The organism is Micromonospora radicis (assembly GCF_003583405.1).
GTDB classification, from domain to species: Bacteria; Actinomycetota; Actinomycetes; order Mycobacteriales; family Micromonosporaceae; genus Micromonospora; species Micromonospora radicis.
Genome location: NZ_QXEC01000002.1, coordinates 159844 through 182967, shown reverse-complemented (window position 1 = coordinate 182967; position 23124 = coordinate 159844). Strand labels below are relative to the sequence as shown.

General features: G+C 73.0%; 26 protein-coding genes. 7 read left to right on the top strand and 19 right to left on the bottom strand.

Going from position 1 to position 23124, the window contains the following annotated elements; genetic code table 11:
* Positions 1 to 28: 28 nt before the first annotated feature.
* The 8 genes from mutM to rsmD all read right to left on the bottom strand — a co-directional run bounded on the left by mutM (position 29) and on the right by rsmD (position 5592).
* Positions 29 to 886 carry a bifunctional DNA-formamidopyrimidine glycosylase/DNA-(apurinic or apyrimidinic site) lyase gene (gene mutM, locus D2L64_RS03505; protein ID WP_119573079.1) on the bottom strand — a complete coding sequence of 286 codons (858 nt, stop codon included), beginning with the start codon at positions 884 to 886 and terminating at the stop codon, positions 29 to 31.
* The gene (rnc, locus tag D2L64_RS03500) at positions 879 to 1766 is read right to left on the bottom strand and encodes a ribonuclease III (protein WP_119573077.1); all 888 of its coding nucleotides are present in this window, start codon (positions 1764 to 1766) and stop codon (positions 879 to 881) included. Before rnc ends, mutM begins: the two co-directional genes overlap by 8 nt.
* Positions 1763 to 2716: a phosphate acyltransferase PlsX gene (locus D2L64_RS03495; protein WP_119573446.1), complete on the bottom strand. Its 954-nt coding sequence runs from the start codon at positions 2714 to 2716 to the stop codon at positions 1763 to 1765. The genes rnc and D2L64_RS03495 overlap by 4 nt, the downstream gene beginning before the upstream one ends.
* A 128-nt stretch (positions 2717 to 2844) precedes the next feature.
* Positions 2845 to 3018, bottom strand: coding sequence for a 50S ribosomal protein L32 (rpmF, locus tag D2L64_RS03490; protein ID WP_119573075.1), 174 nt, complete (start codon positions 3016 to 3018; stop codon positions 2845 to 2847).
* 5 nt (positions 3019 to 3023) lie between these two features.
* Positions 3024 to 3587, bottom strand: a complete 564-nt coding sequence (locus tag D2L64_RS03485; RefSeq protein ID WP_119573073.1) for a YceD family protein — start codon at positions 3585 to 3587, stop codon at positions 3024 to 3026.
* 174 nt (positions 3588 to 3761) lie between these two features.
* Positions 3762 to 4259 (bottom strand): SPFH domain-containing protein, encoded by a 498-nt coding sequence (locus D2L64_RS03480; protein WP_119573445.1) that lies wholly within the window; start codon positions 4257 to 4259, stop codon positions 3762 to 3764.
* A gap of 284 nt (positions 4260 to 4543) precedes the next feature.
* Complete coding sequence (coaD, locus tag D2L64_RS03475) at positions 4544 to 5032, bottom strand: pantetheine-phosphate adenylyltransferase (RefSeq protein WP_119573071.1); 489 nt, start codon at positions 5030 to 5032, stop codon at positions 4544 to 4546.
* Complete coding sequence (rsmD, locus tag D2L64_RS03470; RefSeq protein WP_119573069.1) at positions 5029 to 5592, bottom strand: 16S rRNA (guanine(966)-N(2))-methyltransferase RsmD; 564 nt, start codon at positions 5590 to 5592, stop codon at positions 5029 to 5031. Before rsmD ends, coaD begins: the two co-directional genes overlap by 4 nt.
* A 339-nt stretch (positions 5593 to 5931) precedes the next feature.
* Between rsmD and D2L64_RS03465 the strand changes: the two genes are divergently transcribed.
* Positions 5932 to 7455 carry a cell wall anchor protein gene (locus D2L64_RS03465; protein WP_119573067.1) on the top strand — a complete coding sequence of 508 codons (1524 nt, stop codon included), beginning with the start codon at positions 5932 to 5934 and terminating at the stop codon, positions 7453 to 7455.
* Between the two features lie 157 nt (positions 7456 to 7612).
* Here the strand turns inward: D2L64_RS03465 and recG are convergent, their stop codons facing one another.
* Together recG and D2L64_RS03455 are read right to left on the bottom strand one after the other, a co-directional pair.
* Positions 7613 to 9820 (bottom strand): ATP-dependent DNA helicase RecG, encoded by a 2208-nt coding sequence (gene recG / locus D2L64_RS03460; RefSeq protein WP_119573065.1) that lies wholly within the window; start codon positions 9818 to 9820, stop codon positions 7613 to 7615.
* Entirely contained in the window at positions 9817 to 11415 is a 1599-nt protein-coding gene (locus D2L64_RS03455; protein ID WP_119573063.1) for a DAK2 domain-containing protein, read from the bottom strand. Before D2L64_RS03455 ends, recG begins: the two co-directional genes overlap by 4 nt.
* Positions 11416 to 11623: 208 nt before the next feature.
* Between D2L64_RS03455 and rpmB the strand changes: the two genes are divergently transcribed.
* Entirely contained in the window at positions 11624 to 11815 is a 192-nt protein-coding gene (gene rpmB, locus D2L64_RS03450; RefSeq protein ID WP_007075181.1) for a 50S ribosomal protein L28, read from the top strand.
* A gap of 120 nt (positions 11816 to 11935) precedes the next feature.
* Here the strand turns inward: rpmB and D2L64_RS03445 are convergent, their stop codons facing one another.
* Both D2L64_RS03445 and D2L64_RS03440 read right to left on the bottom strand, forming a co-directional pair.
* Positions 11936 to 12403, bottom strand: a complete 468-nt coding sequence (locus tag D2L64_RS03445) for a GNAT family N-acetyltransferase (RefSeq protein WP_119573061.1) — start codon at positions 12401 to 12403, stop codon at positions 11936 to 11938.
* Positions 12404 to 12450: 47 nt separating this feature from the next.
* Positions 12451 to 13389 (bottom strand): thiamine-phosphate kinase, encoded by a 939-nt coding sequence (locus tag D2L64_RS03440; RefSeq protein ID WP_119573059.1) that lies wholly within the window; start codon positions 13387 to 13389, stop codon positions 12451 to 12453.
* 132 nt (positions 13390 to 13521) lie between these two features.
* On the opposite strand from D2L64_RS03440, the gene D2L64_RS03435 reads away from it, so the two are divergent.
* Together D2L64_RS03435 and D2L64_RS03430 are read left to right on the top strand one after the other, a co-directional pair.
* Positions 13522 to 13755 (top strand): Lrp/AsnC ligand binding domain-containing protein, encoded by a 234-nt coding sequence (locus D2L64_RS03435; protein ID WP_013284547.1) that lies wholly within the window; start codon positions 13522 to 13524, stop codon positions 13753 to 13755.
* The gene (locus D2L64_RS03430) at positions 13756 to 14379 is read left to right on the top strand and encodes a DUF3515 family protein (RefSeq protein WP_119573057.1); all 624 of its coding nucleotides are present in this window, start codon (positions 13756 to 13758) and stop codon (positions 14377 to 14379) included.
* An 83-nt stretch (positions 14380 to 14462) separates the two neighbouring features.
* Here the strand turns inward: D2L64_RS03430 and D2L64_RS03425 are convergent, their stop codons facing one another.
* Positions 14463 to 15569, bottom strand: a complete 1107-nt coding sequence (locus D2L64_RS03425; RefSeq protein ID WP_119573055.1) for a D-alanine--D-alanine ligase family protein — start codon at positions 15567 to 15569, stop codon at positions 14463 to 14465.
* Between the two features lie 150 nt (positions 15570 to 15719).
* A complete protein-coding gene (locus D2L64_RS03420; protein ID WP_119573444.1) occupies positions 15720 to 15956 on the bottom strand; it encodes a hypothetical protein in 237 nt (78 codons plus the stop codon).
* Between the two features lie 387 nt (positions 15957 to 16343).
* On the opposite strand from D2L64_RS03420, the gene D2L64_RS03415 reads away from it, so the two are divergent.
* Together D2L64_RS03415 and D2L64_RS03410 are read left to right on the top strand one after the other, a co-directional pair.
* Positions 16344 to 17189 carry a helix-turn-helix domain-containing protein gene (locus D2L64_RS03415; protein ID WP_119573054.1) on the top strand — a complete coding sequence of 282 codons (846 nt, stop codon included), beginning with the start codon at positions 16344 to 16346 and terminating at the stop codon, positions 17187 to 17189.
* A gap of 5 nt (positions 17190 to 17194) precedes the next feature.
* On the top strand, positions 17195 to 17395 hold the full coding sequence (locus D2L64_RS03410; protein ID WP_119573052.1) for a DUF397 domain-containing protein: 201 nt from the start codon (positions 17195 to 17197) through the stop codon (positions 17393 to 17395).
* A 67-nt stretch (positions 17396 to 17462) separates the two neighbouring features.
* Here D2L64_RS03410 and D2L64_RS03405 read toward each other — a convergent pair whose 3' ends face one another.
* The 5 genes from D2L64_RS03405 to D2L64_RS03385 form a co-directional block, all read right to left on the bottom strand.
* Entirely contained in the window at positions 17463 to 18515 is a 1053-nt protein-coding gene (locus D2L64_RS03405; RefSeq protein WP_119573050.1) for an ROK family protein, read from the bottom strand.
* Positions 18516 to 18552: 37 nt separating this feature from the next.
* Positions 18553 to 19371, bottom strand: a complete 819-nt coding sequence (locus tag D2L64_RS03400; RefSeq protein ID WP_119573048.1) for a putative protein N(5)-glutamine methyltransferase — start codon at positions 19369 to 19371, stop codon at positions 18553 to 18555.
* A complete protein-coding gene (locus D2L64_RS03395) occupies positions 19371 to 20528 on the bottom strand; it encodes a cystathionine gamma-lyase (protein WP_119573046.1) in 1158 nt (385 codons plus the stop codon). Before D2L64_RS03395 ends, D2L64_RS03400 begins: the two co-directional genes overlap by 1 nt.
* A gap of 7 nt (positions 20529 to 20535) precedes the next feature.
* Positions 20536 to 21540: an NAD(P)H-dependent glycerol-3-phosphate dehydrogenase gene (locus tag D2L64_RS03390; RefSeq protein ID WP_119573044.1), complete on the bottom strand. Its 1005-nt coding sequence runs from the start codon at positions 21538 to 21540 to the stop codon at positions 20536 to 20538.
* A gap of 76 nt (positions 21541 to 21616) precedes the next feature.
* Positions 21617 to 22354 carry a lysophospholipid acyltransferase family protein gene (locus tag D2L64_RS03385; RefSeq protein WP_119573042.1) on the bottom strand — a complete coding sequence of 246 codons (738 nt, stop codon included), beginning with the start codon at positions 22352 to 22354 and terminating at the stop codon, positions 21617 to 21619.
* Between the two features lie 131 nt (positions 22355 to 22485).
* Here D2L64_RS03385 and cofC point away from each other — a divergent pair, with 131 nt between their 5' ends.
* Complete coding sequence (cofC, locus tag D2L64_RS03380) at positions 22486 to 23112, top strand: 2-phospho-L-lactate guanylyltransferase (RefSeq protein WP_119573040.1); 627 nt, start codon at positions 22486 to 22488, stop codon at positions 23110 to 23112.
* Positions 23113 to 23124 lie beyond the last annotated feature (12 nt).

Here is a 23124-nt window from a genome sequence, read left to right as displayed (position 1 = left end):
GCCGGCACGGATCGCCCGGTCCCGGCGGTCAACCGCGCAGCGCGGCTCGCGGGCGTGGCTGGCAGCGGGGACAGCTGTACGACGAGCGGTTCATGAACGCCTCGCGGCGGATCGGCGCACCGCACTCGCGGCAGGGCTGGCCCTCGCGGCCGTAGACGTTCAACGACCGGTCGAAGTAGCCGCTCTCGCCGTTGACGTTGACGTAGAGGGCGTCGAAGCTGGTGCCGCCCGCGGTGATCGCCTCGCCGAGGACGTCCCGCACGTGGCCGAGCAGCCGCCGGGCGGCCGGGCCGGTCAGCGCGTCGGTCGGCCGGTTGCCGTGCAGCCGGGCCCGCCACAACGCCTCGTCCGCGTAGATGTTGCCCACCCCGGAGATCAGTGTCTGGTCGAGCAACGCCCGCTTGACCTCGGTACGCCGTCGGCGTAGCGCGGCGACGAACTCGTCGTCGGAGAACTCCGGGTCCAGCGGATCCCGCGCGATGTGCGCGATCTCCGTGGGTAGCGTCGCGCCGCCCTCGCTGACCGACAACCCGCCGAACGTCCGCTGGTCGACGAAGCGCAGTTCGGGGCCGTCGTCGGTGAAGCGGAAACGCACCCGCAGGTGCGTCTCGTCCGGTGCGGTGACCGGTTGCAGCAGCAGTTGGCCGGACATCCCGAGATGCCCGATCACCGCGTCCCCGCTGTCCAGCGGTAGCCAGAGGTACTTGCCGCGACGGCGTACGTCGAGCACCGTCCGACCGGCCAGCACGTCGGCGAAGTGGACACCGCCGGGCACGTGCCGGCGTACCGCCCGGGGGTGGCGTACCTCGACCGTGTCGATCCGTCGGCCGATGACCCAGCGGGACAGGCCCTGCCGGACGGTCTCCACCTCGGGCAGTTCAGGCACGGTGCGCCTGCGCCTCGGACTGTGCGACGTCGGCGGCGACCCGCCCGTCCCCGACCGCGGCCTCCACCGGCTCGACGCCCGCCCCGGCGGCCGGAACCGGCTCGGCGGGCACCGACTCGGCGGGCACCGGCTCGGCGGGCACCGGCTCGACCGGCTCGGCGGCGGCTTCGGCCTGCGCGTTGAGGGTCCGCCAGGCCGACTCCGCCGCCCGCTGCTCGGCCTCCTTCTTGCTTCGCCCGTCCGCGCCGCCGTACCGGTTGCCGGCAACCACCACCCAGGCGGTGAAGGTCTTGAGATGGTCCGGCCCGGCACCCTCGATCCGGTACTCCGGTACGCCGAGGCCGAGCGCGGCGGTCAACTCCTGCAGGCTGGTCTTCCAGTCCAGGGCGGCCCCGCGCCCCGCGGACTCGGCCATCAGCGGGTCGAACAGGCGATGGATCACGATGGCGGTGGTGTCCAGTCCGTACTGGAGGTAGATCGCACCGAGCAGCGCCTCCAGCGTGTCGGCCAGGATGCTCGCCTTGTCCCGTCCGCCGGTGGTCTCCTCGCCCTTGCCCAGCAGCAGGTACGGGCCGAGCCCGTCCGGGCCCAGGGCGCGGGCCACGTCGGCCAGGGCACGCATGTTGACCACGCTGGCCCGCAACTTGGCCAACTGCCCCTCGGGCAGGTCCGGGTGGTTGTGGAAGAGCGCGGTGGTGATCACCACGCCGAGTACCGAGTCGCCCAGGAACTCGAGCCGCTCGTTGGTGGGCAGGCCGCCGTTCTCGTAGGCGTACGAACGGTGGGTCAGTGCCCGTTCCAGCAGGTCCGGGTCCAGTGACACGCCGAAGGCTGCTTCGAGGTGGCCGATGGCGGGTCGCCGTCGCTTGTCGTTGCTCATGATGTGCGTACCTCGGTGTCGGTCGTGCGATCGGTGCGGTCCCCGGCGATCAGCGCGGCGACCCGGTCGGTGGCGGCCCGCCGCCAGAGGTGGGCGGCCAGCGCGATGCCGGAGGCGATGTCGGTGGGCCGGGCGGCGCCGTGGCAGACCACCACGGTCCCGGCCACCCCGAGCAGGGCGGCCGCCCGGGGGGCACCCCCGTCGGGCGGTGACCCGCCGGCCATGGTGTACGCGCCCTCGACGGCCTTGAGCAGCACGTTACCGGTGAACCCGTCGGTGACCACGACATCGGCGCGCGTGCCGAGGCAGACGTCGTAGCCCTCGACCAGCCCGACGTACCGTGCGTCACCGGGCAGTTCCGCAGCGCTGAGCACCGGGTCGGTGAGGCGGCGGGCGCGGTCGCCCTTGCCGGGTTCGGTGCCCACGGAGAGCAGCCCCACCCGGGGCGCGGCGAGACCGTGGGCGACCGCGGCGTACGCGGCGCCGAGCACCGCGTGCCGGGCCAGGGTCGCCGGACTCGGTTCCAGCGAGCCGCCGACGTCGAGCAGGACGACCGGCCCGGAGACACCGGGCAGCGTGGCGACCAGCGCGGGGCGCCGGACCTCACGCCACCGGCCGAGCCCGAGGGCGGCGGCGGTGACCGTGGCACCGGTGGAGCCGGCGGAGACCAACGCGTCGGCCTGTCCGGCGCGGACCGCGGCGACGGCGGCACGGACCGTCGAGTCGGCCCGGGCCGCGGTGAGATCGTCGGCCATGTCCACGGCGGTACGCGCCGGCCGAAGCGTGATCCGGACCCGTTCGGCCGGATCGAGGGCGTCGATCAGCGCGGCGGCTGCCGTTGTCGGGCCGACGAGCAGGAGATGCAGGTTCGGGTCGGCACGCACCGCCCGTAGAGCGCCGTCCACCACCACGTCGGGAGCGTCGTCCCCGCCGAGGAGGTCAACGGCGATCCGTGCGGTGCCCGGCTCCGTGACGACGCCGGCCGGGGAGACCCGGCCGGCGTCGGCGGGAGCAACGGGCGATCGCCGGGGTGTGCGCGTCGCCCGACCCGTGGTCGGAGACGTCACTCGGCGTCCGGTCAGACCTCGAGGACCTGGCGGCCGTTGTAGGTGCCGCAGACGGAGCAGGCGGTGTGCGGCAGCTTGGCCGACTTGCACTGCGGGCAGGCCACGGTCGCGACCGCCGCGGCCTTCCAGTTCGCCCGGCGGGACCGGGTGTTGCTGCGCGACATCTTGCGCTTGGGGACGGCCACGGTTCTTACTCCTCTGTACGGGTCAGTTGCGACAGGCCCGCCCAACGCGGGTCGATCTGCTGGTGACTGTGGTCGGCCGGCAGATCGTCCCAGTGCACCCCGCAGTCGGGGCACAGGCCGGGGCAGTCCTGGCGGCACAGCGGGTTGGTCGGCAGCGCGAGCACCACCGCGTCCCGCAGCGTCGGTTCCAGGTTGATCAGGTCGCCCTGCATTCGACCGACCTCGTCTTCCTCGGTGGTGGCGTCCGTGGTGCTGTTCTCGTACGCGTACAGCTCCTGGATCGTCACCGTCACCGAGTCGTTGATCTCGCGCAGGCAGCGACCGCACTCGCCCCGGACCGGACCGCTGACGGTCCCCGACACGAGCACGCCCTCGGACACCGACTCCATCCGCAGATCGAGATCGAGGTCCGCGCCCTCCGGCACGCTGATCAACTCCACGCCGAGGTCCGACGGTGCCGGTACCACCCGCTTGACGGCACGCAACGCACCAGGCCGGCGCGGGAGTTCCCTCGTGTCGAGGACCAGCGGCGACCTGGGGTCGAGTGGGTTGGGTGAGTGTTTGGGCATAGTCAGACTCCGGCCGGTGAGAGGCCGACAAACGAGGTTACCTGGACAGGCCCTCGAACGTCGAACCGGGGGCGGCCCCCTGGCTGGTGGCGGGCCGCGGCGCCGGTTGCGGTCGGCCCGATTTCGCAGGGGCAACGGTACGCGCGTCGCCGCCGTCGTCAACGGCGGCATCGCTCAGAACGGCAGCGGCCGCTCCGCCTCCTCGCCGCCGAAGGTGCCGATCTCCCGCAGCGCGTGCATCTTGTCCCGCCCCCGCTCGATGGAGGCCAGGGCCCGGGTGAGGAACTGCTCGAAGTTGGCCAGCGCGGTGTCGACGTAGTCGTCGACCTCCTCGCGCAGCCGCTGCGCCTCGGCTCGGGCCTCGGCGATGATCCGCGCCCCCTCGTGCTCGGCGGAGACGGTGATCTCGTTCACCGAGACCAGGCGGGCGTGTTCCGCCTCACCCTCGCTGATGATCCGGTCGGCCTCCCGCTTACCGGCCTCCATGATCTTGTCCCGCTCGTCCAGCAGGGCGGCGGCCCGGCGCAGGTCAGCCGGAAGCTCAGCGCGCAGTTCGTCGAGGGCGGCGATCATCTCGCCCCGATCGACCATGCAGTTGTTGCGCGACATCGGGACGGAGCGCGCCTGCTCCACGATGGCGATCAGTTCCTCGATGCGGTCGAGCGGGTCCACCGGCACCTCACTCCTGTCGTTGGTCAGGCCGACCTACATCATGCGGGCTAAGGCCAACTTCCCGCTTCACCCAATAATGTCGTCCCCCACCCCACCCACACCCCACCCCCTCCCCCGCGAGTCGCCATCCCACCGCACCCCCACACGTACGCACCCCACGCACCCACTCGAGTTGATCTTGCACTTCTTGCCGCCGCACAAGCCGCATACCCCCGTCAAGGGGGGACCGAAAGTTCAAGATCGGCGCGGCGAGGGGAGGCCCGGCGAGGGAGGGAGGGGGCGGTTCAGGGGGTGGGGGGTGGGGAGAGGCGAGCTTTCAGGGCGTCGCGGACCAGGTCGGGGACGTGCGGGGTGACGTCGCCGCCCCACTTGGCCACGTCCTTGACGAGGCTGGAGGAGAGGAACGAGTAGAGCGGGTTGGTAGGCATGAACAGGGTCTCCACGCCGGCCAGGCCGATGTTCATCTGGGCCATCTGCAACTCGTAGTCGAAGTCGCTGACCGCTCGGATTCCCTTGATCAGGACGGTTGCCCGCTGCGCCCGGCAGAAGTCGACCAACAGCCCACGGAACGACTCCACCCGTACGTTGTCGTAGGAGGCGGTCACCTCGCGGAGCATGTCGATGCGCTCCTCGACGGTGAACAGGCCGGTCTTCGACTGGTTCACCAGCACGCCGACGATCACCTCGTCGAACAACCGGCTGGCCCGGCCGACGATGTCGAGGTGACCGTTGGTGACCGGGTCGAACGAGCCGGGACACACCGCACGTCTCATGATCGGCGACCGTACCAAAGGGTGGTCTCGCCGTACCGGCGACTGCGCTGGCCAGTGATTCCTTCCACCCAGTCGACCGGGGCGCCGCGGCTGGACCGCTCCACCACCACCATCGCGTCCGGCGCCAGCCAGCCGCCCTCGACGAGCGCGGCGAGCATGGCGGTCACCCCGTCGTCGGGCAGCGCGTACGGCGGATCGGCGAAGACCACGTCGTACGGTCCGCCCTCCGGGCCGGCGGCCAGCACGGTGCAGACCTTGCCGGTGACCAGCCGGGCGGCCGGGGCCGCACGCAGGGTCGCCACGTTCTCCCGGATCACCCGGGCGGCGCGTGGGTCGGACTCGACCAGCAGCACGTGCTCGGCCCCCCGGGACAGCGCCTCCAGGCCGACCGCGCCCGAGCCCGCGTACAGGTCGGCAAAGCGCACCCCGGCGAGGTCGGTCTCGGCCTGCACCGAACTGAAGAGGGCCTCACGCACCCGGTCGGAGGTGGGTCGGGTGCCGGCGCCCGGCGGTGCGGCGATCCGGCGCCCGCCGAGGCTGCCCGCGACGATCCGGGTCATCGCCTGCTCCTGCTCATGCCCCCGACGCTACGCGACCGCAGGCCAGCCCCCGCAGCGAGTGGCAGACCGCTCGAAAGCAGCGCAGATCGATGGATTTGTGGCCACGGCGCCGCGAATCGATCACCCCAGGTAGACAAAAGATCTCAACTTCATAACATCATTCTTAGCCATGCTTGAAGGCTGTATCGGCACTGACGATCTCGCTAGGGTCTGCCGGGTGTCGGCTCATCGACGCCGGCCCCACGGCTCGGGAGACACCCTCTCCGGCGCGGCATCGCTCCGCCAGCGCCGTACGTCCCCCCGAACCACCACTGACGCTTCTTCACCCCGGGAGTACGCGTGTTCCGACCCAAGCTGTCGCTACGGCGACCGCTGGCTGTCCTGGCAGCCGCCCTCATCGGCTCGACCGGTGCCGCGATCGTGGCCACCCCGGCCAGCGCCCACCACACCACCATCTCCGGCACGGTCGCCTGCGACCGGCTCACCGGCGAGCGCGTGATCACCTGGACGGTGAAAAACAGCGAGCGCCACAAGACCGCCACCATCACGAACGTCACCGCCACTCCGGCGACTTCGGTCCAGCTGGTGACCGAGGGTATCGAGCCCGTCGAACTCAAGGGCGCGACCATCCCGAAGGATGGCTCCGTCCAGGGCGTCCAGCGGGTTCCCGGCGACACCCAGAGCGCGACGCTGGTCGTGGACGCCTCCTGGTTCCAGAAGGGCGACTCGCAGCGCAAGAAGCCGCCGACGTCGAAGAACGACAAGACCATCCAGCTCGACGCCGACGGCGCCTGCACCCCGGCGCCGAAGTGCGTCGACGCCAGCCAGGCCAAGTACAGCCACACCTTCGACGGCCCCGGCGGCAAGGCGACGGTCAAGCTGGCGGGTGACCTCCCGCTGTGCAGCGACGAGAAGCAGTACTTCACCCTGGTGTCGTACTTCGCGCCGCGCCCGCAGTTCTCCACCCCGCAGTACGTCTACGGCGCACCGGCCAGCGACTACCTCGGTAACGGCCAGACCGAGATCGAGCTGAAGGTCGACGTGCCGGAGTGCTACACCCAGGTCGACCTGATCTGGGGCGGCGTCGACGAGGTCATCGACCCGATCGTCGAGAACGGCCCCCGGTACGGCAACAAGAAGCTCGGCGACCGGGGTGCCCCCGGCAACCGTTCGGCCGGCCCGCCCGGCTGGTACAACGGCGGTGAGAAGAACTGCACCACCCCGGCGTCCACCTTCGCCTCCGCCTGCGACGGCACCGTCACCGTCTCGCTGAGCAACGACGGCTCGATCTCCAGGTACGCGGTCGAGTTCGAGGTCCGGGGCGAGAACGGCTGGTCCAAGAAGGTCACCGTCGAGCCGGGCAAGGCCGACAACGAGACCGTGGTGCCCGCCGAGAACGCCGGCAAGATCGAGGTGCTGGTCGACGGCAAGGTGATCGAGAACGGCACGTACGAGTGGGAGCGTCCGGAGGACTGCCCGCTGCCGACGGTGACCACCGCCGCCGACTGCGAGACCTTCACGCTGACCGCGTCTAACCCGGAGGGTGGACTGCCGGTCAAGGTCGACTTCACCTACGGCGACAAGACCGAGAGCCGCACCGTCGCGCCGGGCGCGTCGGAGACCGTGACCTTCCCGGCCGGCGACGACGAGGCGGCCCTGGTCGTCCTGCCCGAACTGGACCTGGAGCTTGAGGTCGTCTACGCGCCCGAGGGCTGCGGTGGAGGCGGCGGCGGCGAGGAGCCCGGCCTGCCGGTGACCGGTGCCGCGGTCGGCGGCATCGCCGCGGGCGCCATCGCCCTGCTGGCGGTGGGCGCGGTGCTGTTCGTGGTGGCGCGGCGGCGGCGGATCCACTTCACCGCCTGAGCCGAACCTGAGGGTGCCCTCTTCGCACTGACGAGGGCACCCGGCACGGCCTGAACCGAGGGCGCGTCGACCAACCGGTCGACGCGCCCTCGGCGTCTGCGCGCGCGTCGACCCCGGCGGGCCCGCTCGGCGCCCCCGGTACGGCGGTGGCGGGCAGTCAGCCCTTCTCGAGGTACTCGGCCCGGTCGGCGTCGACCAGGGCCGCCACCGAGGCGGCCAGCGCGGGCTGCCGGGTCAGCTCCGGATCCTCCTCGACCAACGCGACCGCCTCCGCCCGGGCGTCGCGGATCAGGTCGGCGTCGCGCAGCAGCGACAGCAGCCGCAGGTGCGAGCGGCGCCCGGACTGGGTGGCGCCCAGTACGTCGCCCTCGCGCCGCTGCTCCAGATCCAGCTCGGCGAGCTTGAAGCCGTCAGTGGTGGAGGCGACCGCGTCCAGTCGTTCCCGGGCACTGCTGCCCTCGGCCGCCTCGGTCACCAGCAGGCAGAGCCCGGGTGCGCTGCCCCGGCCGACCCGCCCCCGCAACTGGTGCAGCTGGGAGACGCCGAACCGGTCGGCGTCCAGCACGACCATCATCGTCGCGTTCGGCACGTCCACGCCGACCTCGACGACCGTGGTGGCCACCAGCACGTCCAGCTCACCGGCGGCGAAGGAGCGCATCACCGCGTCCTTCTCGTCGGCCGGCAGCCGGCCGTGCAGTACGCCGATGCGCAGCCCGTGCAGCGGGCCGTCGGACAGCAGCGGGGCCACCTCGGTCACCGCGAGCGGCGGGCGCCGGCCGTTGTCGTCGACAGGCGGCGGCTCCTCGTCGGCACCGGAGGTGTCGTCGCCGATCCGCGGGCAGACCACGTACGCCTGGTGGCCGGCGTTGACCTCCTCGCGCAACCGGCGCCAGGCGCGATCCAGGAAGGCCGGCTTCTCGGCGGCCGGCACCACGTGCGAGGCGATCGGTGAACGGCCGCGCGGCAACTGGGACAGGGTGGATATCTCCAGGTCGCCGTAGACGGTCATGGCCACCGTACGCGGGATCGGGGTGGCGGTCATGACCAGCACGTGCGGCGGCTGTTCCGCCTTGGCGCGCAGCGCGTCGCGTTGCTCGACCCCGAACCGGTGCTGCTCGTCGACGACCACCAGACCGAGGTCGGCGAAGTCGACCCCCTCGTACAGCAGGGCATGGGTGCCGAGCACGATGCCGGCGGCACCGCTGGCGACCTCGGCCAACGCCCTTCGCCGGGCCGCCGCGCCGAGTGAGCCGGTGACCAGCTCGACCCGGGTGGCGTGTTCGGCGGCGCCCAGTTCGCCGGCCTGGGCGAGCGGGCCGAGCAGGTCGCGCATGCCCCGGTAGTGCTGGGCGGCGAGCACCTCGGTCGGGGCGAGCAGCGCGGCCTGCCCGCCCGCGTCGACCACCTGGAGCATCGCCCGCAGCGCCACCACGGTCTTGCCGGAGCCGACCTCGCCCTGCAACAGCCGGTGCATCGGATGGCCGGTGGCCAGGTCCGCCGCGATCTCCACGCCGACGGCCCGCTGGCCGGCGGTCAGCTCGTACGGCAGCCGCGCGTCGAACGCCGCCAGCAGCCCGCCGGCCCGGGCCGGGCGGGGCCGCGCGGGCCAGGCCGACGCCTGGTGCTTGCGCTGAACCAGGGTGAGCTGCACGGCGAACGCCTCGTCCCACTTCAGCCGGCGCCGGGCCCGGTACAGCTCCTCCCGGCTGGACGGCCGGTGGATCTCGCGCAGCGCCCCGCCCAGGCCGACCAGGTTCCGGCCGGCCCGTACGGTGGCGGGCAGCGGATCGTCCGGCGGCACCACGGTGTCCAGCACCACCCGCACGCACCGGGCGATGACCCAGGTCGGTACGGCGGCAGCGGCCGGGTAGACCGGGATGAGTGCCCCGGCGAACTCCTCGATCTGTTCACTGGCCGCGGCCTCGTTGTCGGTCTGGTCGCCGAGCAGGACGTACTCCGGTCCGTTGAGTTGCCGCTTGCCGCGGAACTCGGTGACCTTGCCGGCGAACAGTCCCCACCGGCCGGGGCGCAGCTCCCGTTCCCGCCACGCCTGGTTGCCGAAGAAGGTGAGGGTGAGGGTGCCGCCGGAGTCGTCACCGACGGTGACTTCCAGCAGGTTGCCGCGGCGCTGCCGCATCGGGCGGACCGCGGTGCGCTGCACCTGGGCCAGCACGGTGACCTGCTCACCGACGTCGAGCGCGCGGATGTCGGTGTGCTCGCCGCGCTCGTCGTAGCGGCGCGGGAAGTGGTAGATCAGGTCACCGGCGTTGTGCAGGTCGAGGTGACCGGCGAGCGCCTTGGCGGTCTTCTCGCCGACCAGCTTCTTCAGCGGGGTGTCCATCGTGGTGGACGCTTCGGAGGTCATTCGACACCTACCAGCAACGGATAGTGTGGCTGCCCACCGGGGTACGCCTGCACCTCGACGAAGGGCCAGCGGCGCGCCAGGTGTTCGCACACCGCGTCGGCCAGCCCTTCCGGCGCGTCGGCCCCGACGAGCAGGGTGACCAGTTCGCCGCCGCCGCCGAGCAGCCGGTCGACCAGGGCGACGCAGGTGTCGACCAGGTCGACGCCGATCAGATGCACCTCCCCCTCGACCAGGGCGAGCACGTCACCGGCGCGGCACGGGCCGGCCACGGTGAGCGCGTCGCGCCCGGCGTGGCAGACCTCGGCGTGCCGGCAGGCACCGGCGGCCTCGGCCATCGCGATCACGTCGTCGGCGAAGTGCCGGCTCGGGTCGCGTACGGCGAGAGCGGCCAGCGCCTGCACCGGCGAGCGGGTCGGTACCACGCTGACCCGCAGACCCAGCTGGTGCGCCTGCTCGGCGACCTGGTTCGCCACCGCCTGCGTGGCCGGGGCGTCGGGCAGCACCACCACCCGGGCCGCGCCGGTGGCGCGTACCGCGTCCAGCAGTTCCCCGGTCGAGGGGTTGCTCGGCACCACGACCGCGCCCTCGGCGGCGAGCAGCTCGGCGATCCCGGCGCCGGTGGCGACCACCACGGCGGCCCGGCCGTCGGGCGCCGCGACCGGCGCCGGCTGGTCGGCGAAGCGGGTGACCGAGATCTGGTACGGGCGGCCGGCGACCACACCGGCCTCGATCGCCGCGCCCACGTCGTCGACGTGCACGTGCACCTGCCAGGTGTCGCCGTCACCGACCACCACCAGCGAGTCACCGAGCGCGGTCAACGTGTCGCGTAGCCGGCCGACCGCCTCGGCCCCGGCGTCGAGCAGGAACTGCACCTCGTAGGCGTACCCGGTGGAGCCGGTCTCCCGGCTCGGGCCGTGCGGTGCCGGCCCGGCCCGGGGTGCCGGCGGCGCCGGGCGCTCCGGGCTCTCCCCCGTGACCACCTCGACCAGCGCGTCCAACAGCAGGCACAGCCCCTGCCCACCGGCGTCGACCACCCCGGCGCGGGCCAGCTCCGGCAGCTGCTCGGGGGTACGGGCCAGGGCGGTCGCCGCGGCCGAGGCCGCCGCCCGGGCCACCGCCCGCAGCTCGTCGCTGCCGGCCCGCTCGGCGGCCTCGGCCGCGGCGGAGACCACGGTGAGCAGGGTGCCCTCCACCGGCCGGGCGACCGCCGCGTACGCCGCGGTGGTCGCGGCGCGCAGGGCGGCGGCCAGCTCCGGGCCCCGGACCGTCGGCGTCGTGGCCAGCGCGTCGGCCAGGCCTTGCAGGATCTGCGACAGGATGACGCCGGAGTTGCCCCGCGCGCCGAGCAGGGCGCCCCGGGCCATCAGCCGGAGCGCGTGCCCGTGCGCGGTCGAGGCGCCGTCGGCGACGGTGTCGAGATCCATCGCCAGGGCCTGCTGCGCCGAGGTGAGGGTCAGCACCAGATTGGTGCCGGTGTCACCGTCGGGCACCGGGTAGACGTTGAGGTCGTCGATCTCCCCCTGGTGCCGCTTGAGCGCGGCCAGGCCGCCGGCACACCAGCGGCGCACGGCGGCGGCGTCGAGGGTGTCCAGCACGGTGGGAAGCCTACTGGCGTACGCTGACAGTCGCCGGAGGGCCGGGCGTGTCCCGCCCCGTCCGGTTTCCCCGCCCCGCCATCCCCGGCGGGGGTGTCGCGGCGGAGGCCCGGTTGGGCAGGCAGATCCGTCATCGGGTACCCTGGCCAGGTTGCCCGGGCAGCGCCTGGCGGCGACCTCATGAACGTTTCAATCCCAGGAGTATCCCGTGGCTAGCGTGTGCGACGTCTGTGGCAAGGGACCGGGCTTCGGCCACAACGTGTCCCACTCGCACCGGCGGACCAACCGCCGCTGGAACCCGAACATCCAGTCGGTGCGTACCCCGGCCGGTGGCGGCACGACCAAGAAGCTGAAGGTCTGCACGTCCTGCATCAAGGCGGGCAAGGTCACCCGCGCCTGACGCGCGGTACGCAACGATCGTCCGATGCCGGTGGGTCCAGGTGGCCCACCGGCATCGTCGTGTCCCCGCCCCGGTCTCCCGCCGAGGGTCACCCGAGCCGTCGGCCGGGTGCCCGTCCGCTCACAGCGGGCGGCCGAAGGAGAGACAGCCCGGGTGGTCGGCGTAGTAGCCGAAGTTCGGGATCCGCTCGTAGCCGGCCGCGGAGTACATCGCGATCGCCTCGGGCTGACGGTCGCCGCACTCCAGGATGATCCGCTTGCGACCGTGTTCGCGGGCGGAGCGTTCGACGGCGGCCAGCACCGCCCGGGCCACGCCGCGCCCACGGGCCTGCGGGGCGGTGTACATCCGCTTCAGCTCGGCGGTGTCGCCCTGGTCACCATGGCTACGCCAGCCACCGCAGCCGACCGGCTGCCCGTCCAGCCGGGCGATCAGGAACGCACCCTCGGGCGGGGTGAACTCGCTGGCGTCGACCGGCGTCTCGTCGCCGCTGCCGCCGTACCGGGCACCCAGGTCGGCCAGCGCGGCGGTGATCAGCCGCTGCGCCGCCGGGGAGTCGAACGGCACCAGGTGGATCTCGATCTCCTGCACCCGTAAAGGGTACGACCACAATGACTCCTTACCTCGCCGGGTGCCGGTCAGCGGAAGTGGTCCCAACCGGCCGGTCCGTCGAACGGTCGCCCGTCCACCGTCACCCCGGAGCCCTCGGCGACCCGGCCGATCACCCGCCAACCCTCGGGCAGCACCGTCGCCGGACCGAAGGTGGCGGCCAGCGCGTGGTCGTCGCCGCCGGCCAGCAACCAGGCGTACGGGTCGACACCGAGGGCCTGGGCCGCGTCCCGCATCTGCGGTGCCACCTCGAAGGCGTCCCGGTCGATGTCGACGGCGACACCGCTGGCCCTCGCCACGTGCCCGAGGTCGGCGAGCAACCCGTCCGAGACGTCGATCATGGCGGTGGCGCCGAGCCGGGCGGCCAGCGGGCCGGCCGGGTACGGCACCTCCGGCCGCCGGTACGCCTCCACCAGCACCCGCGGGGTGCGGAAACCACGGGAGAGCACGGTGAACCCGGCCGCCGCGTAGCCGGTGCGGCCGGCCAGGGCGACCAGGTCGCCGGGGCGGGCACCGGCCCGGGTGACCGGGGCCCGACCGGCCAGGTCACCCAGCGCGGTCACCGCGATGGTCAGGGTGGGGCTGGCCGACATGTCCCCGCCGACCACGCTGGCACCGACGGCGGCGGCCTCGGCGCCGAGCCCGTCGGCGAGTTCCTCCACCCAGCCGGTCTCGACGTCGGCCGGTATGCAGAGCGCCACCAGCAGCGCGGTCGGGTCGGCGCCCATAGCCACCACGTCGGCCAGGTTGGCCGCCGCGGCACGCCGGCCGATGTCGTGCGCCCCGGACCAGTCCCGGCGGAAGTGCCGCCCGTCCACCAGCACGTCGGTCGAGGCGACCACCCGGGCGTCCGGGGCGGCAACCACGGCCGCGTCGTCGCCGGGGCCGAGCAGCACGGTGGATCCGTACGACAGCCGGGCGGTCACCCGGTCGATCAGGCCGAACTCCCCGACACCCGCGACGCTCACGCCGGCTCTCCGTCCCGCTCGCTTCGCTCGCTCACCGCTTCTCCTTGACCACCGATAGGGATCACACCTGGTCCGTAAGGTACTTTCTCCCTTCGGGCCGCCTGGCAGGCGGCGACGGAGGGAGGTCGAGTCGTGGTACAGGCGTACATCCTCATCCAGACAGAGGTCGGCCGGGCGCGTGACGTGGCCGGTCTCATCGCGGACCTCGCCGGAGTGGTCCGGGTCGACGCGGTGACCGGGCCGTACGACGTGGTCGTGCTCACCGAGGCGAACACCGTCGACGAGCTGGGAAAGCTCATCGTCAGCAAGGTACAGATGGTGCCGGGGATCACCCGCACCCTGACGTGTTCGGTGGTGCGGCTGTAAGTGGACCAGGCCTCCGAAACCCCGGTCGTCGAGACCGAGCGCACCGGGCCCGCACCGGCACCCGACCGGACGAGTCGCTCCGCGGCGCTGATCGCCACGGCGGTGGCGCTGCCGGTGACCCTGCTGGTGGGCGTCCTGGCGTTCGCCAACCTCGCACCGGACGACTCGGCGGCCCCGCCGGCCCCCTCGCCGTCCTCGCCGCAGCCGCAGTCCACCGTGCCGGTCGAGATGGCCGCGCCCGCGTTGGCCGAGCGGCCGGCGACCGTCTGCCGCGCCCTGCTGTCCCAACTGCCCGCCTCGATCCGGGGGCTGTCGCAGCGACCGGTCAGCGCGGGCCCGGAGCAGAACGCCGCGTACGGCGACCCCGCGGTGACGGTGGCGTGCGGTGGCACCGAACCCGAGGTAGCACCCACCGACCACCTGAACATGGTCAACTCGGTCTGCTGGTACGCCACCGAGCAGGCCGACGCGACGGAGCTGACCACGCTCGACCGGGAGGTGGCGGTGACCGTACGGGTGCCGCACTTCTACGGCGAGGGTCTGCAGTGGGTCGCCCCGATCGCCACCACGATCGTCGCCTCGATCCGCTCGGCCGACCCGATGCCCTCCGGTTGCTCCTCCTGACCACCGACGCGAGTTGAGGCCCGCCACCCCCTGCGGGTGGCGGGCCTCGCTGCTACCGGTCGCGCAGATCAGGCCACAGGCCCTCAGTACGGGCCGGGTCCCCGGGTCAGGGTGGTGCGGATGAGCCGGTCGACCAGCTTCGGGTACTCCAGCCCGGCGGCCGCCCACATCCGGGGGAACATCGACGTCGGGGTGAAGCCCGGCATCGTGTTGATCTCGTTGAGGTAGACCTCCAGCTCCGGGGTGACGAAGAAGTCGACCCGGGCCAGTCCGGCGCAGTCCAGTGCGGTGAAGGCCCGGGTGGCGTAGTCGCGGACCTGCCGGGTGACCCGCTCCGGCAGATCGGCCGGGATGTCGTACTCGCAGGCGGCCTCGGCGTCGATGTACTTGGCCTCGAAGTCGTAGAAGTCGTAGTCGCCGACCACCCGCACCTCGGCGAGGACCGACGCCTCCGGCGCGCCGCCGGCCTCGCCCTCCAGCACCCCGCATTCGATCTCCCGGCCGACGATCGCGGCCTCGACCAACACCTTGCTGTCGATCTCACGGGCGGTGGCGATCGCCGCGTCCAACTCGGCCCAGTCGCTCACCTTGGTGATGCCGAAGGAGGAACCGGCCCGCGAGGGCTTGACGAAGACCGGCAGGCCGAGCCGCTGCTTGTCCGCCTCGCTGAGCGACGTCCCGCTGCGCAGCACCGCGTACGGTCCGACCGGGATGCCCTCGGCGGCGCAGAGCTTCTTGGTGAACTCCTTGTCCATGGCGGCGGCCGAGGCGAAGACCTTCGCGCCCACGTACGGAATGCCGGCCATCTCCAGCATGCCCTGGATGGTGCCGTCCTCGCCGTACGCCCCGTGCAGCACCGGGAACACCACGTCCACATCGGCCAGCGCCCGGGGACCCTCGGCCGGGTCGAGGACCAGCAGGCCGTTGCCGGTCGGATCGGCGCGCAACACGATGTCCGTGCCCGACTCGGCGGTGATCTCCGGCAACCGACGGGCGTGGATCGCCAGTTGCTGCGGGTCGCCGCTGGTCAGCACCCACTGACCGGCCCGGGTGATGCCCACCGGCACCACCTCGAACTCGTCGGGGTCGAGGGCGCCGAGGACGCTGCCGGCGCTGACACAGGAGATGCCGTGTTCCGGGCTACGGCCGCCGAAGACGATCGCCACGCGGGTCTTGCCTGGGGTGGTCACTGCGGTCACCTTTCCGGGACGCACTGCTGGCGCTCTCCCGGATGACCTTACTGTGCGTGGCGAGAACGGGTAGCCGATACCCTGCGAGAAGGCGACACGGCCGCATTCGGTCAACCAGCGATATACGGTGCGTAACCACCCGATGTCGAGTCAGCTCGCCAGCTCACGCTCGCCGAAGGCGTGCCGCCGCCCGATGGCGATCACCTTCACCCGCTGCCGGCCGGCCCGCACCATGCCCAGCGCCATGAACGCCCCGGCGATGCGTTCGGCCGCCTCCCGACTGCTCGCGCCCACCACCTGCCGACGCCGCTCGGGCGCGGTCCGCTCGTTGCGCCCGTCCGCCTCGTAGGGGCGCACGTCGGTCAGCACCACCAGGAATCGGGTCATCGCCGGCCACCCCATCCCTCGGACACCCGGTGGCCGGTGGCGGTACGGGATGCCTGCCGAGGAACGCGAGCGAGACGACACCCGAGCGGCGAGCCGGCGCCGCCGGCCGCCGACCGGGTTCGCCACGGCCGTCCGGTCTCCCGACACTCTGCAAGCACGTCGATCCCCTTCCGGTGCTCGACAAACTGGCGTGGCACGCGGCGGCCGGGTACGGGGGAATAACCCGACCGCCGCGCGCCCCATCCCCTCCGGTCGCTCACCACCACCGTCGCCACGACAACCGGTGGTGAGGACGCGCTAACAGAGTGACAGCTTCATGGGTGTGAATGCAACTCTCACCGACGTTTTCTCATGTACATAGTCCCAAATACGTGCGACCATCGATGCATGGCTCCGAAGACCGCACGCGCTCGCCGACTGGGCATCGCCCTGCGTCACCACCGGGAGGCCGCCGGCCTCACCCTGGAGGCCGCGGCCGACGAGATCAACAGCACCCGCAGCACGCTGTCCCGCTACGAGAACGCCCAGACCCTGGTCAGCCCCGCCACCGTACGGGCGCTGCTCACCCTCTACGGGGCCCGCTCGGAGGAGGTCGCGGCCGCCGTGGCGTTGGCCAAGGATGCCCGCAAGCCCGGCTGGTGGGTGTCCTACTCGTACCTGCTCGACCGGCGCACCATCGACTTCATCGCGCTGGAGGCCGAGGCGACCGGCATCGCCAACTTCGAGCCGTCGGTGGTGCCCGGTCTGCTGCAGACCGCCGACTACATCCGCGGGGTGATGCGCGGCGGTCCACACACGCTCAGCGACAACGAGGTCGAGGAGCGGGTCCACCTGCGACTGGACCGGCAACACCAGGTCTTCGAGCAGGAGCCGCCGATCTTCGACGCGATCCTCGACGAAGCCGCGCTGCTGCGTCCGGTCGGCGACGAGGCGGCGATGCAGGGGCAGCTCAACCACCTGCTCAAGATGAGCGAGTTGCCGAACATCACGGTGCAGGTGATCCCGCTGGCCGCCGGTTACCACCGGGGCACCCGGGGCTCGCTGCACATTCTCGAGTTCGCCGATCCGGAGGATCCGATGATCGCCTCCGTGGAGACGGTCGCCGGTCAGATGATCCTCGACCGCCCCGGCGACCTGCGTACCTGCACGAAGATCATGGAGCACCTGCGGACCGTCGCGCTCAGCCCGACAGCCAGCCGCGACGCACTCCTCAAGATCCTGAAGGGACGGTAGTTGACATGACACCGACGATCAACGCGGCCGAGGCCGTGGTCGGATGGCGCAAGAGCAGCCACAGCGGCGACGAGGGCGCCTGCGTGGAGGTGGCGGTCGTCCCCGGGACGGTCGCCGTACGCGACTCCAAGGACCCCGCCGGACCGCTGCTGCTCTTCCCGGCGGCCGCCTGGAACACGTTCGCCCAGGCACCGCCGACCCGCTGAGGAATCGCACCCACTGTGCCGCTGACCGGGCCGGTAAGGGCACCGCCGGCCCGGTCAGCCCCTCGGCTCAGTCGCCGACCAGCGGCGGCGGCGCCGGTTGGGCGCGTACCGCCTCCAACGCGGCGAGCGCGACACCACGGGCGCCGGCCATGTCGCGGTCGGGGACCAACGCGAAGGTCGCCAGCGCGGCCTGCTCCGCCCGGAGCATGGTGTGCTCGCGGACGGTCGCCAGGAACCAGTCGCGGAACTCCGGAGCCGTCTCCACCACCCCACCGCCGACGAAGTACGCGTGCGGGTCGGTGAAGTTCGCCGCCACGGTGAACAGCGCCCCGAGTGCCCTCGCCTGCTGGGCGAAGATCTCCCGGGCCAACTCGTCACCGCGTTCGCCGTAGCCGCGGACCAGCTTCGCGGCCCGTGCCGGCGGCTCACCGGCCAGCGGATGCTCCGGGAACCGGGTGAGCCAATACGGCAGCAGGTTGCGCTCGATCGCGGTCAGCGACGCGACGCTCTCCGCGTCCCCGGCGAACCCGCAGGCGCAGGACGGTACGGGCTGCCCCGCCTCCAGCACCGCCGACAGCGGGATGTGCACGTGCCCCAACTCGCCGGCCATCCCGGCCGCGCCGGCGATCACCCGGCCGTTCTCGACCAGGCCACCGCCCAATCCGGTACCCACGATCGCGGCCACCGACGAGCGGTTCATCGCGTCGGCGCCGAAGTACCCGTGGTGGGCGTAGAGCGCCGCCGCGTTGCCGTCGTTGTGGTACACCACCGGCAGCCCGAGCCGGTGCTCCAGCGCGCCGCGGATGTCGTAGCCGCGCCAGGCCGGCTGGGAGAAGTTCGTGGACCCCTTGGAGGAGATCACTCCGGTGGCGCTCGCCGGCCCCGGCGTGTCCAGCCCGACCGCGCGGACCTGCCCGCGGGCCAGCCCGGTCAGCGCCAGCACCCCGTCGAACGAGCGGGCCATCGCCTCGACCGCCGCCGCCGGCCCGGACCGGACCTCACTGGGCGTCTCCACCAGCCGGTCGACCAGGAACCGGCCGTCGAGCGTCAGCACGGTGGCGTTGTTGCTCGTACCACCGTTGTCGATCCCGACCACCACCGGCACTGTTGTGCTCTCCACCCGAACCCGCCTCCCGCCGCACCGACCTGACGTGAGGCTAGTTCTCGTCCCGCCGGGCCGCCACGGCGTCGGGCCGTCGGGCCGTCATCGCGGTGCCGTCGAGGTCGTCGTCGCGGACCATGGTCGGCACCAACCCGACCCCGGTCAACACCGCCGCGAGCGCGTCGACCTGCGCGGCGCCGACCTCCACCACCAGATGCCCGCCCGGCGCGAGCCATTCCGGCGCGTCGACGGCGAGTCGACGCAGCAGCGCCAGGCCGTCCGGTCCGCCGTCGAGCGCCATCGGTGCCTCGTAGCGGCGGGACTCCGACGGCAGCAGCGGCAACGCCGCCGTCGGCACGTACGGGGCGTTCGCCACCACCAGGTCCAACCGGCCGCGCCAGGCCACCGGCAGCGGGGCGAACAGGTCCCCGGCGAAGACCGGCACCGCCAGGTCGGCCAGGTTACGCCGGGCGCAGGCCACCGCCGCCGGATCCAGGTCCACCGCGGCCAGCAGCCGCGGCGCGTCGAGCCGACGCGCCAGCACGCGGGTGAGCGCACCCGAACCGCAGCACAGCTCCACCACCGCCGCCCCCGGCCCGGTCACCGCGGCGGCCGCCTCGACCAGCAAGGCGGTACGCGCCCGGGGCACGAACACCCCGGGCTCGACGGCGATCCGCTCGCCACCGAACTCCGCCCAGCCGAGCAGGTACTCCAACGGTTCCCCGGCGGCCCGCCGCGCCACCAGTTCGGCGAGCGTCCGCGAGTCGGTGGCCGCCGCGACGAGCAGTCGGGCCTCGTCCTCGGCCCAGACACAGCCGGCCCGCCGTAACCGGTCGACCATGGCGGCTCGGGCCGCCGCCGAGACGGCCGGCATCAAGCCGTGGCGTCCAGCGCGGCCGACACGTCGGCGATCAGGTCGACGGTGTCCTCCACCCCGCAGGAGAGCCGGACGAAGCCGGGCGGGGTGTCGTCGCCCCACTGCGCCCGCCGGTCCGCGGTGGTGTGCAGGCCACCGAAGGAGGTGGCCGCCGCGACCAGCCGGGACGCGCCGAGGAACCGGGCGACCCGTTCGGCGCCACCCAGGTCGAACGAGAGCACCCCCGGCATCCGCCGCAGCTGGCGCGTGGCCACCGGGTACGCCGGATCGCCCGGCAGGCCCGGCCAGCGCAGCCCGGACACGTCGGCCCGGGACGCCAGCAGCCGGGCCAACGCCTCGGCGTTGGCGCTCTGCCGGGCCAGCCGCAGGTCGAGGGTGGCCAGCGAGCGGTGCGCCAGCCAGGCGTCGAACGCGCCGGGCACCGCCCCGGTGGCCGTACGCCAGGCGGTGAGCCGGTCCAACAGCTCCGCCGACCGGGTGGCCAGGTAGCCCAGCAGCAGGTCCGAGTGGCCGGTCAGGGCCTTGGTGCCGGAGGCGACCACCAGGTCCGCCCCGAGGTCGAGCGGACGCTGCCCGAGCGGCGTGGCGGTGGTGTTGTCCACCGCCAGCAGCGCACCGGCGGCGTGCACCCGTTCGGCGAGCGCGGGCAGGTCGACCACGTCCAGCCCCGGGTTGGCCGGCGTCTCCACCAGCACCAGCCGGACCCCCTCGAACGACGGGTACGGCCCGGCGGTCGGCGCCAACAACACCCGCACGCCGTTGCCGGCCAGCGTGTCGTCGGCGAACGCGCGGACCGGGAAGTATCCGTCGGCCGGCAGCACCACGGTGTCGCCGGCCCGCGAGACGGCCAGCAGCAGCCCGGTGATGGCCGCCTGCCCGCTGGCGAAGACCCGGCACTCACCGCCCTCCAGCTCACCGATGGCCGACTCCAGCAGCCGGCGGGTCGGGTTGTCCGGCCGCCCGTACCCGTTCGGCGCCGCCGCCGGGCCCTGCTCCGGGTCGAGGTGGTACGGCGCGGCGAAGACCGGCCCCGGCAGGAACGGCGCGCCCGGTGCCGGGGCGGGCAGGCCGGCGCGTACGCACCGGGTGCCGTCACCACCGGCCGGGAAGCGGTGCTCGTACTGCTCCGGGGAGCGGAACTCGTACTCGCTCATCCCACCCTCATTCCGGCTTGGTGGTACGGCTCATCAGCGCCCGTACCGCGACCCGCGGATCGACCCCCTCGTGGCAGACCAGCTCGACCTGCTCGGTGATCGGCATCTCCACCCCGTGTGCCCGGGCCAGATCCCGGATGGCCAGCGCGCTCTTGACGCCCTCGGCGGTCTGCCGGGTGGCCACCCGCGCCTCCTCCAGGGTGGCGCCGCGACCCAGGTGCTCACCGAAGGTGCGGTTGCGCGCCGACGGCGACGAGCAGGACGCCACCAGGTCGCCCATGCCGGCCAGCCCGGCGAAGGTGAGCGGATCCGCGCCCAGGGCGACGCCGAGCCGGGCGGTCTCGGCCAGCCCCCGGGTCACCAGCGTCGCCCGGGTGTTGTGGCCGAAGCCCATCGCGGTGGCGATGCCGTACGCCAGGGCGATCACGTTCTTCACCGCCCCGCCCAGCTCACAACCGATCACGTCGTCGTTGGTGTACGGGCGGAAGTACGGCGTCGTGATCGACCGCTGGACCAGCGTGGCCCGGTCGGCGTCGGTGCAGGCGACCACCGTGGCGGCCGGCTGACCGGCGGCGATCTCCGGCGCCAGGTTCGGGCCGGAAACCACCACCACACGGTCCGCCGCCACCTGCGCGGTCTCGACGATCACCTCGCTCATCCGCTTGGTGGTGCCCAGCTCGATGCCCTTCATCAGCGACACCAGGGTGGCCTCGGAGTGCAGGTGACCGACCCACTCGGCGAGGTTGCCGCGCAGCGTCTGCGACGGCACCGCCAGCACCACCATCTCGGCACCCTTGATCGCCTCGGCGGCGTCGCCGGTACCGGTGACCCGCTCCGGCAACACCACCCCGGGCAGGTACTCCGGGTTGCGCCGCTCGGTACGGATGACGTCGGCGATCGGCTTGCGCCGGGCCCAGATGGTCACGTCCCGCCCGGCGTCGGCCAGGATCTTCGCGAACGCCGTACCCCAGGAGCCGCCCCCCAGGACCGCCACATGCCCACCAGCGCTCATGCCAGCACTCCACTCCGCGCCGCGCCGCCACGAGGCACAGGCGCGCCGACCCGACGGTTCACTCGCTCACGCTCGCTCATGCCGGCGTTCCCGGACGGTCGCCCTCGGCCCGGGCCCGGCCGGCGCGCTGCCACAACGGCGGCGGTGTACCGCCACGGATCTCGGCGAGGATGTCCCGTACCCGCAGCATGATCACGTCGGTGATCTCCTCGAGTACCTGCCGGCTCGGGGTGGCACCGGCCCAGCGGCTCAGGTCGATCGGCGGCCCGGCCACCACGGTCACCGGGATGCGGGGCCGCGGGTTCAACCGGGCCCGACGCGGGTCGAAGAGCTGCTCCGGCCCCCACATCGCCACCGGGACGACCGGAGCGCCGGTGGCCAGCGCCAGCCGGGCCGCACCGGTCTTGCCCTTCATCGGCCACAGGTCCGGTTCACGGCTGGTCGTACCCTCCGGATAGATGATCACCGCATCGCCCGCGTCGAGCGCCTTGACCAGGGCATCCAGCGACTTCGCCGCGTCCACCGAACCCCGCTCGACGGGGATCTGCCGGCACCGACGCAGGATCCAGCCGACCACCGGCACCTTGAACACGCTCGCCTTGCCGAGGAACTGCGGCCACCGCCCGGCGTCGTAGATGAAGTGCGCCGAGACCAGCGGGTCGGCGTGCGAGATGTGGTTCGCCACGATGATCACGGGACCGTCCTGGGGCAGGTGTTCCATGCCCCGCCAGGTACGCCGGGTCCAGACCGTCATCAACGGCTTGACCAGCACCACGGCGAACCATTGCCAGAACCCCAGCCTGCGCTGACCCACCGTGCCTCCTCATGCCCGCCCCGACCCGTCCACCGGAGGAAGTCCTCCTGACGCCCGCAGCCGAAATCATGCCTGCTCGCCCCTGGTACGGCCAGTGAGCGTACCGGTGCCCGACTGGCAGGATGGCAGGTGTGAGTCAGCCATGGACCGTGGTGGTGCCGGTCAAGCGCCTGACCGCCGCGAAGACCCGGCTGCGCGGCGGGGTGCCCGGCGTACCGCACGAGCAGCTGGCGCTGGCCCTGGCCGGCGACACCCTGACCGCGGTGCGCGCCTGCGCCGTGGTCGCCGAGGTGCGGGTGGTCACCGACGATCCCCGGGTGGCCACCACGGCCCGGCTGACGGGGGCCCGGGTGCTGCCGGACGTCGCCGGTGGTCTCAACGCCGCGTTCCGGCACGGCGCAGCCGGCACCGACGGGTGGGTGGCCGCGCTCACCGCCGATCTGCCCGCGCTGCGCCCGGCCGAACTGGCGGCCGCGCTGGCCGCGGCGCAGGCCGGCCCGCCGGACGTACGCCGGTTCGTCGCCGACGCGCCGGGGACGGGCACCGTGCTGCTGGTCGCGCCGCCGCGCGTACCCCTGGATCCCCGGTTCGGGCCCGGCTCCGCCGCGGCGCACGCGGCCAGCGGCGCCCGACCGCTCACCGGCGACTGGCCCAGCCTGCGGCGGGACGTCGACACCGCCGACGACCTCGCGGCGGCGGCCCGGCTCGGGCTCGGCTCGGCCAGCGCCGCGCTGACCGACGGCTGCCGCACCGGTTGACCCGGCACCCGG

What these genes read in the sequence shown, in the direction of transcription:
- rnc (WP_119573077.1), bottom strand. Translation starts at nt 1,766, where the DNA reads ATGAGCAACGACAAGCGACGGCGACCCGCCATCGGCCACCTCGAAGCA.
- D2L64_RS03485 (WP_119573073.1), bottom strand. Translation starts at nt 3,587, where the DNA reads ATGCCCAAACACTCACCCAACCCACTCGACCCCAGGTCGCCGCTGGTC.
- coaD (WP_119573071.1), bottom strand. Translation starts at nt 5,032, where the DNA reads ATGAGACGTGCGGTGTGTCCCGGCTCGTTCGACCCGGTCACCAACGGT.
- rsmD (WP_119573069.1), bottom strand. Translation starts at nt 5,592, where the DNA reads ATGACCCGGATCGTCGCGGGCAGCCTCGGCGGGCGCCGGATCGCCGCA.
- recG (WP_119573065.1), bottom strand. Translation starts at nt 9,820, where the DNA reads ATGACCTCCGAAGCGTCCACCACGATGGACACCCCGCTGAAGAAGCTG.
- D2L64_RS03420 (WP_119573444.1), bottom strand. Translation starts at nt 15,956, where the DNA reads ATGACCCGATTCCTGGTGGTGCTGACCGACGTGCGCCCCTACGAGGCG.
- D2L64_RS03415 (WP_119573054.1), top strand. Translation starts at nt 16,344, where the DNA reads ATGGCTCCGAAGACCGCACGCGCTCGCCGACTGGGCATCGCCCTGCGT.
- D2L64_RS03410 (WP_119573052.1), top strand. Translation starts at nt 17,195, where the DNA reads ATGACACCGACGATCAACGCGGCCGAGGCCGTGGTCGGATGGCGCAAG.
- D2L64_RS03400 (WP_119573048.1), bottom strand. Translation starts at nt 19,371, where the DNA reads ATGCCGGCCGTCTCGGCGGCGGCCCGAGCCGCCATGGTCGACCGGTTA.
- D2L64_RS03395 (WP_119573046.1), bottom strand. Translation starts at nt 20,528, where the DNA reads ATGAGCGAGTACGAGTTCCGCTCCCCGGAGCAGTACGAGCACCGCTTC.
- D2L64_RS03390 (WP_119573044.1), bottom strand. Translation starts at nt 21,540, where the DNA reads ATGAGCGCTGGTGGGCATGTGGCGGTCCTGGGGGGCGGCTCCTGGGGT.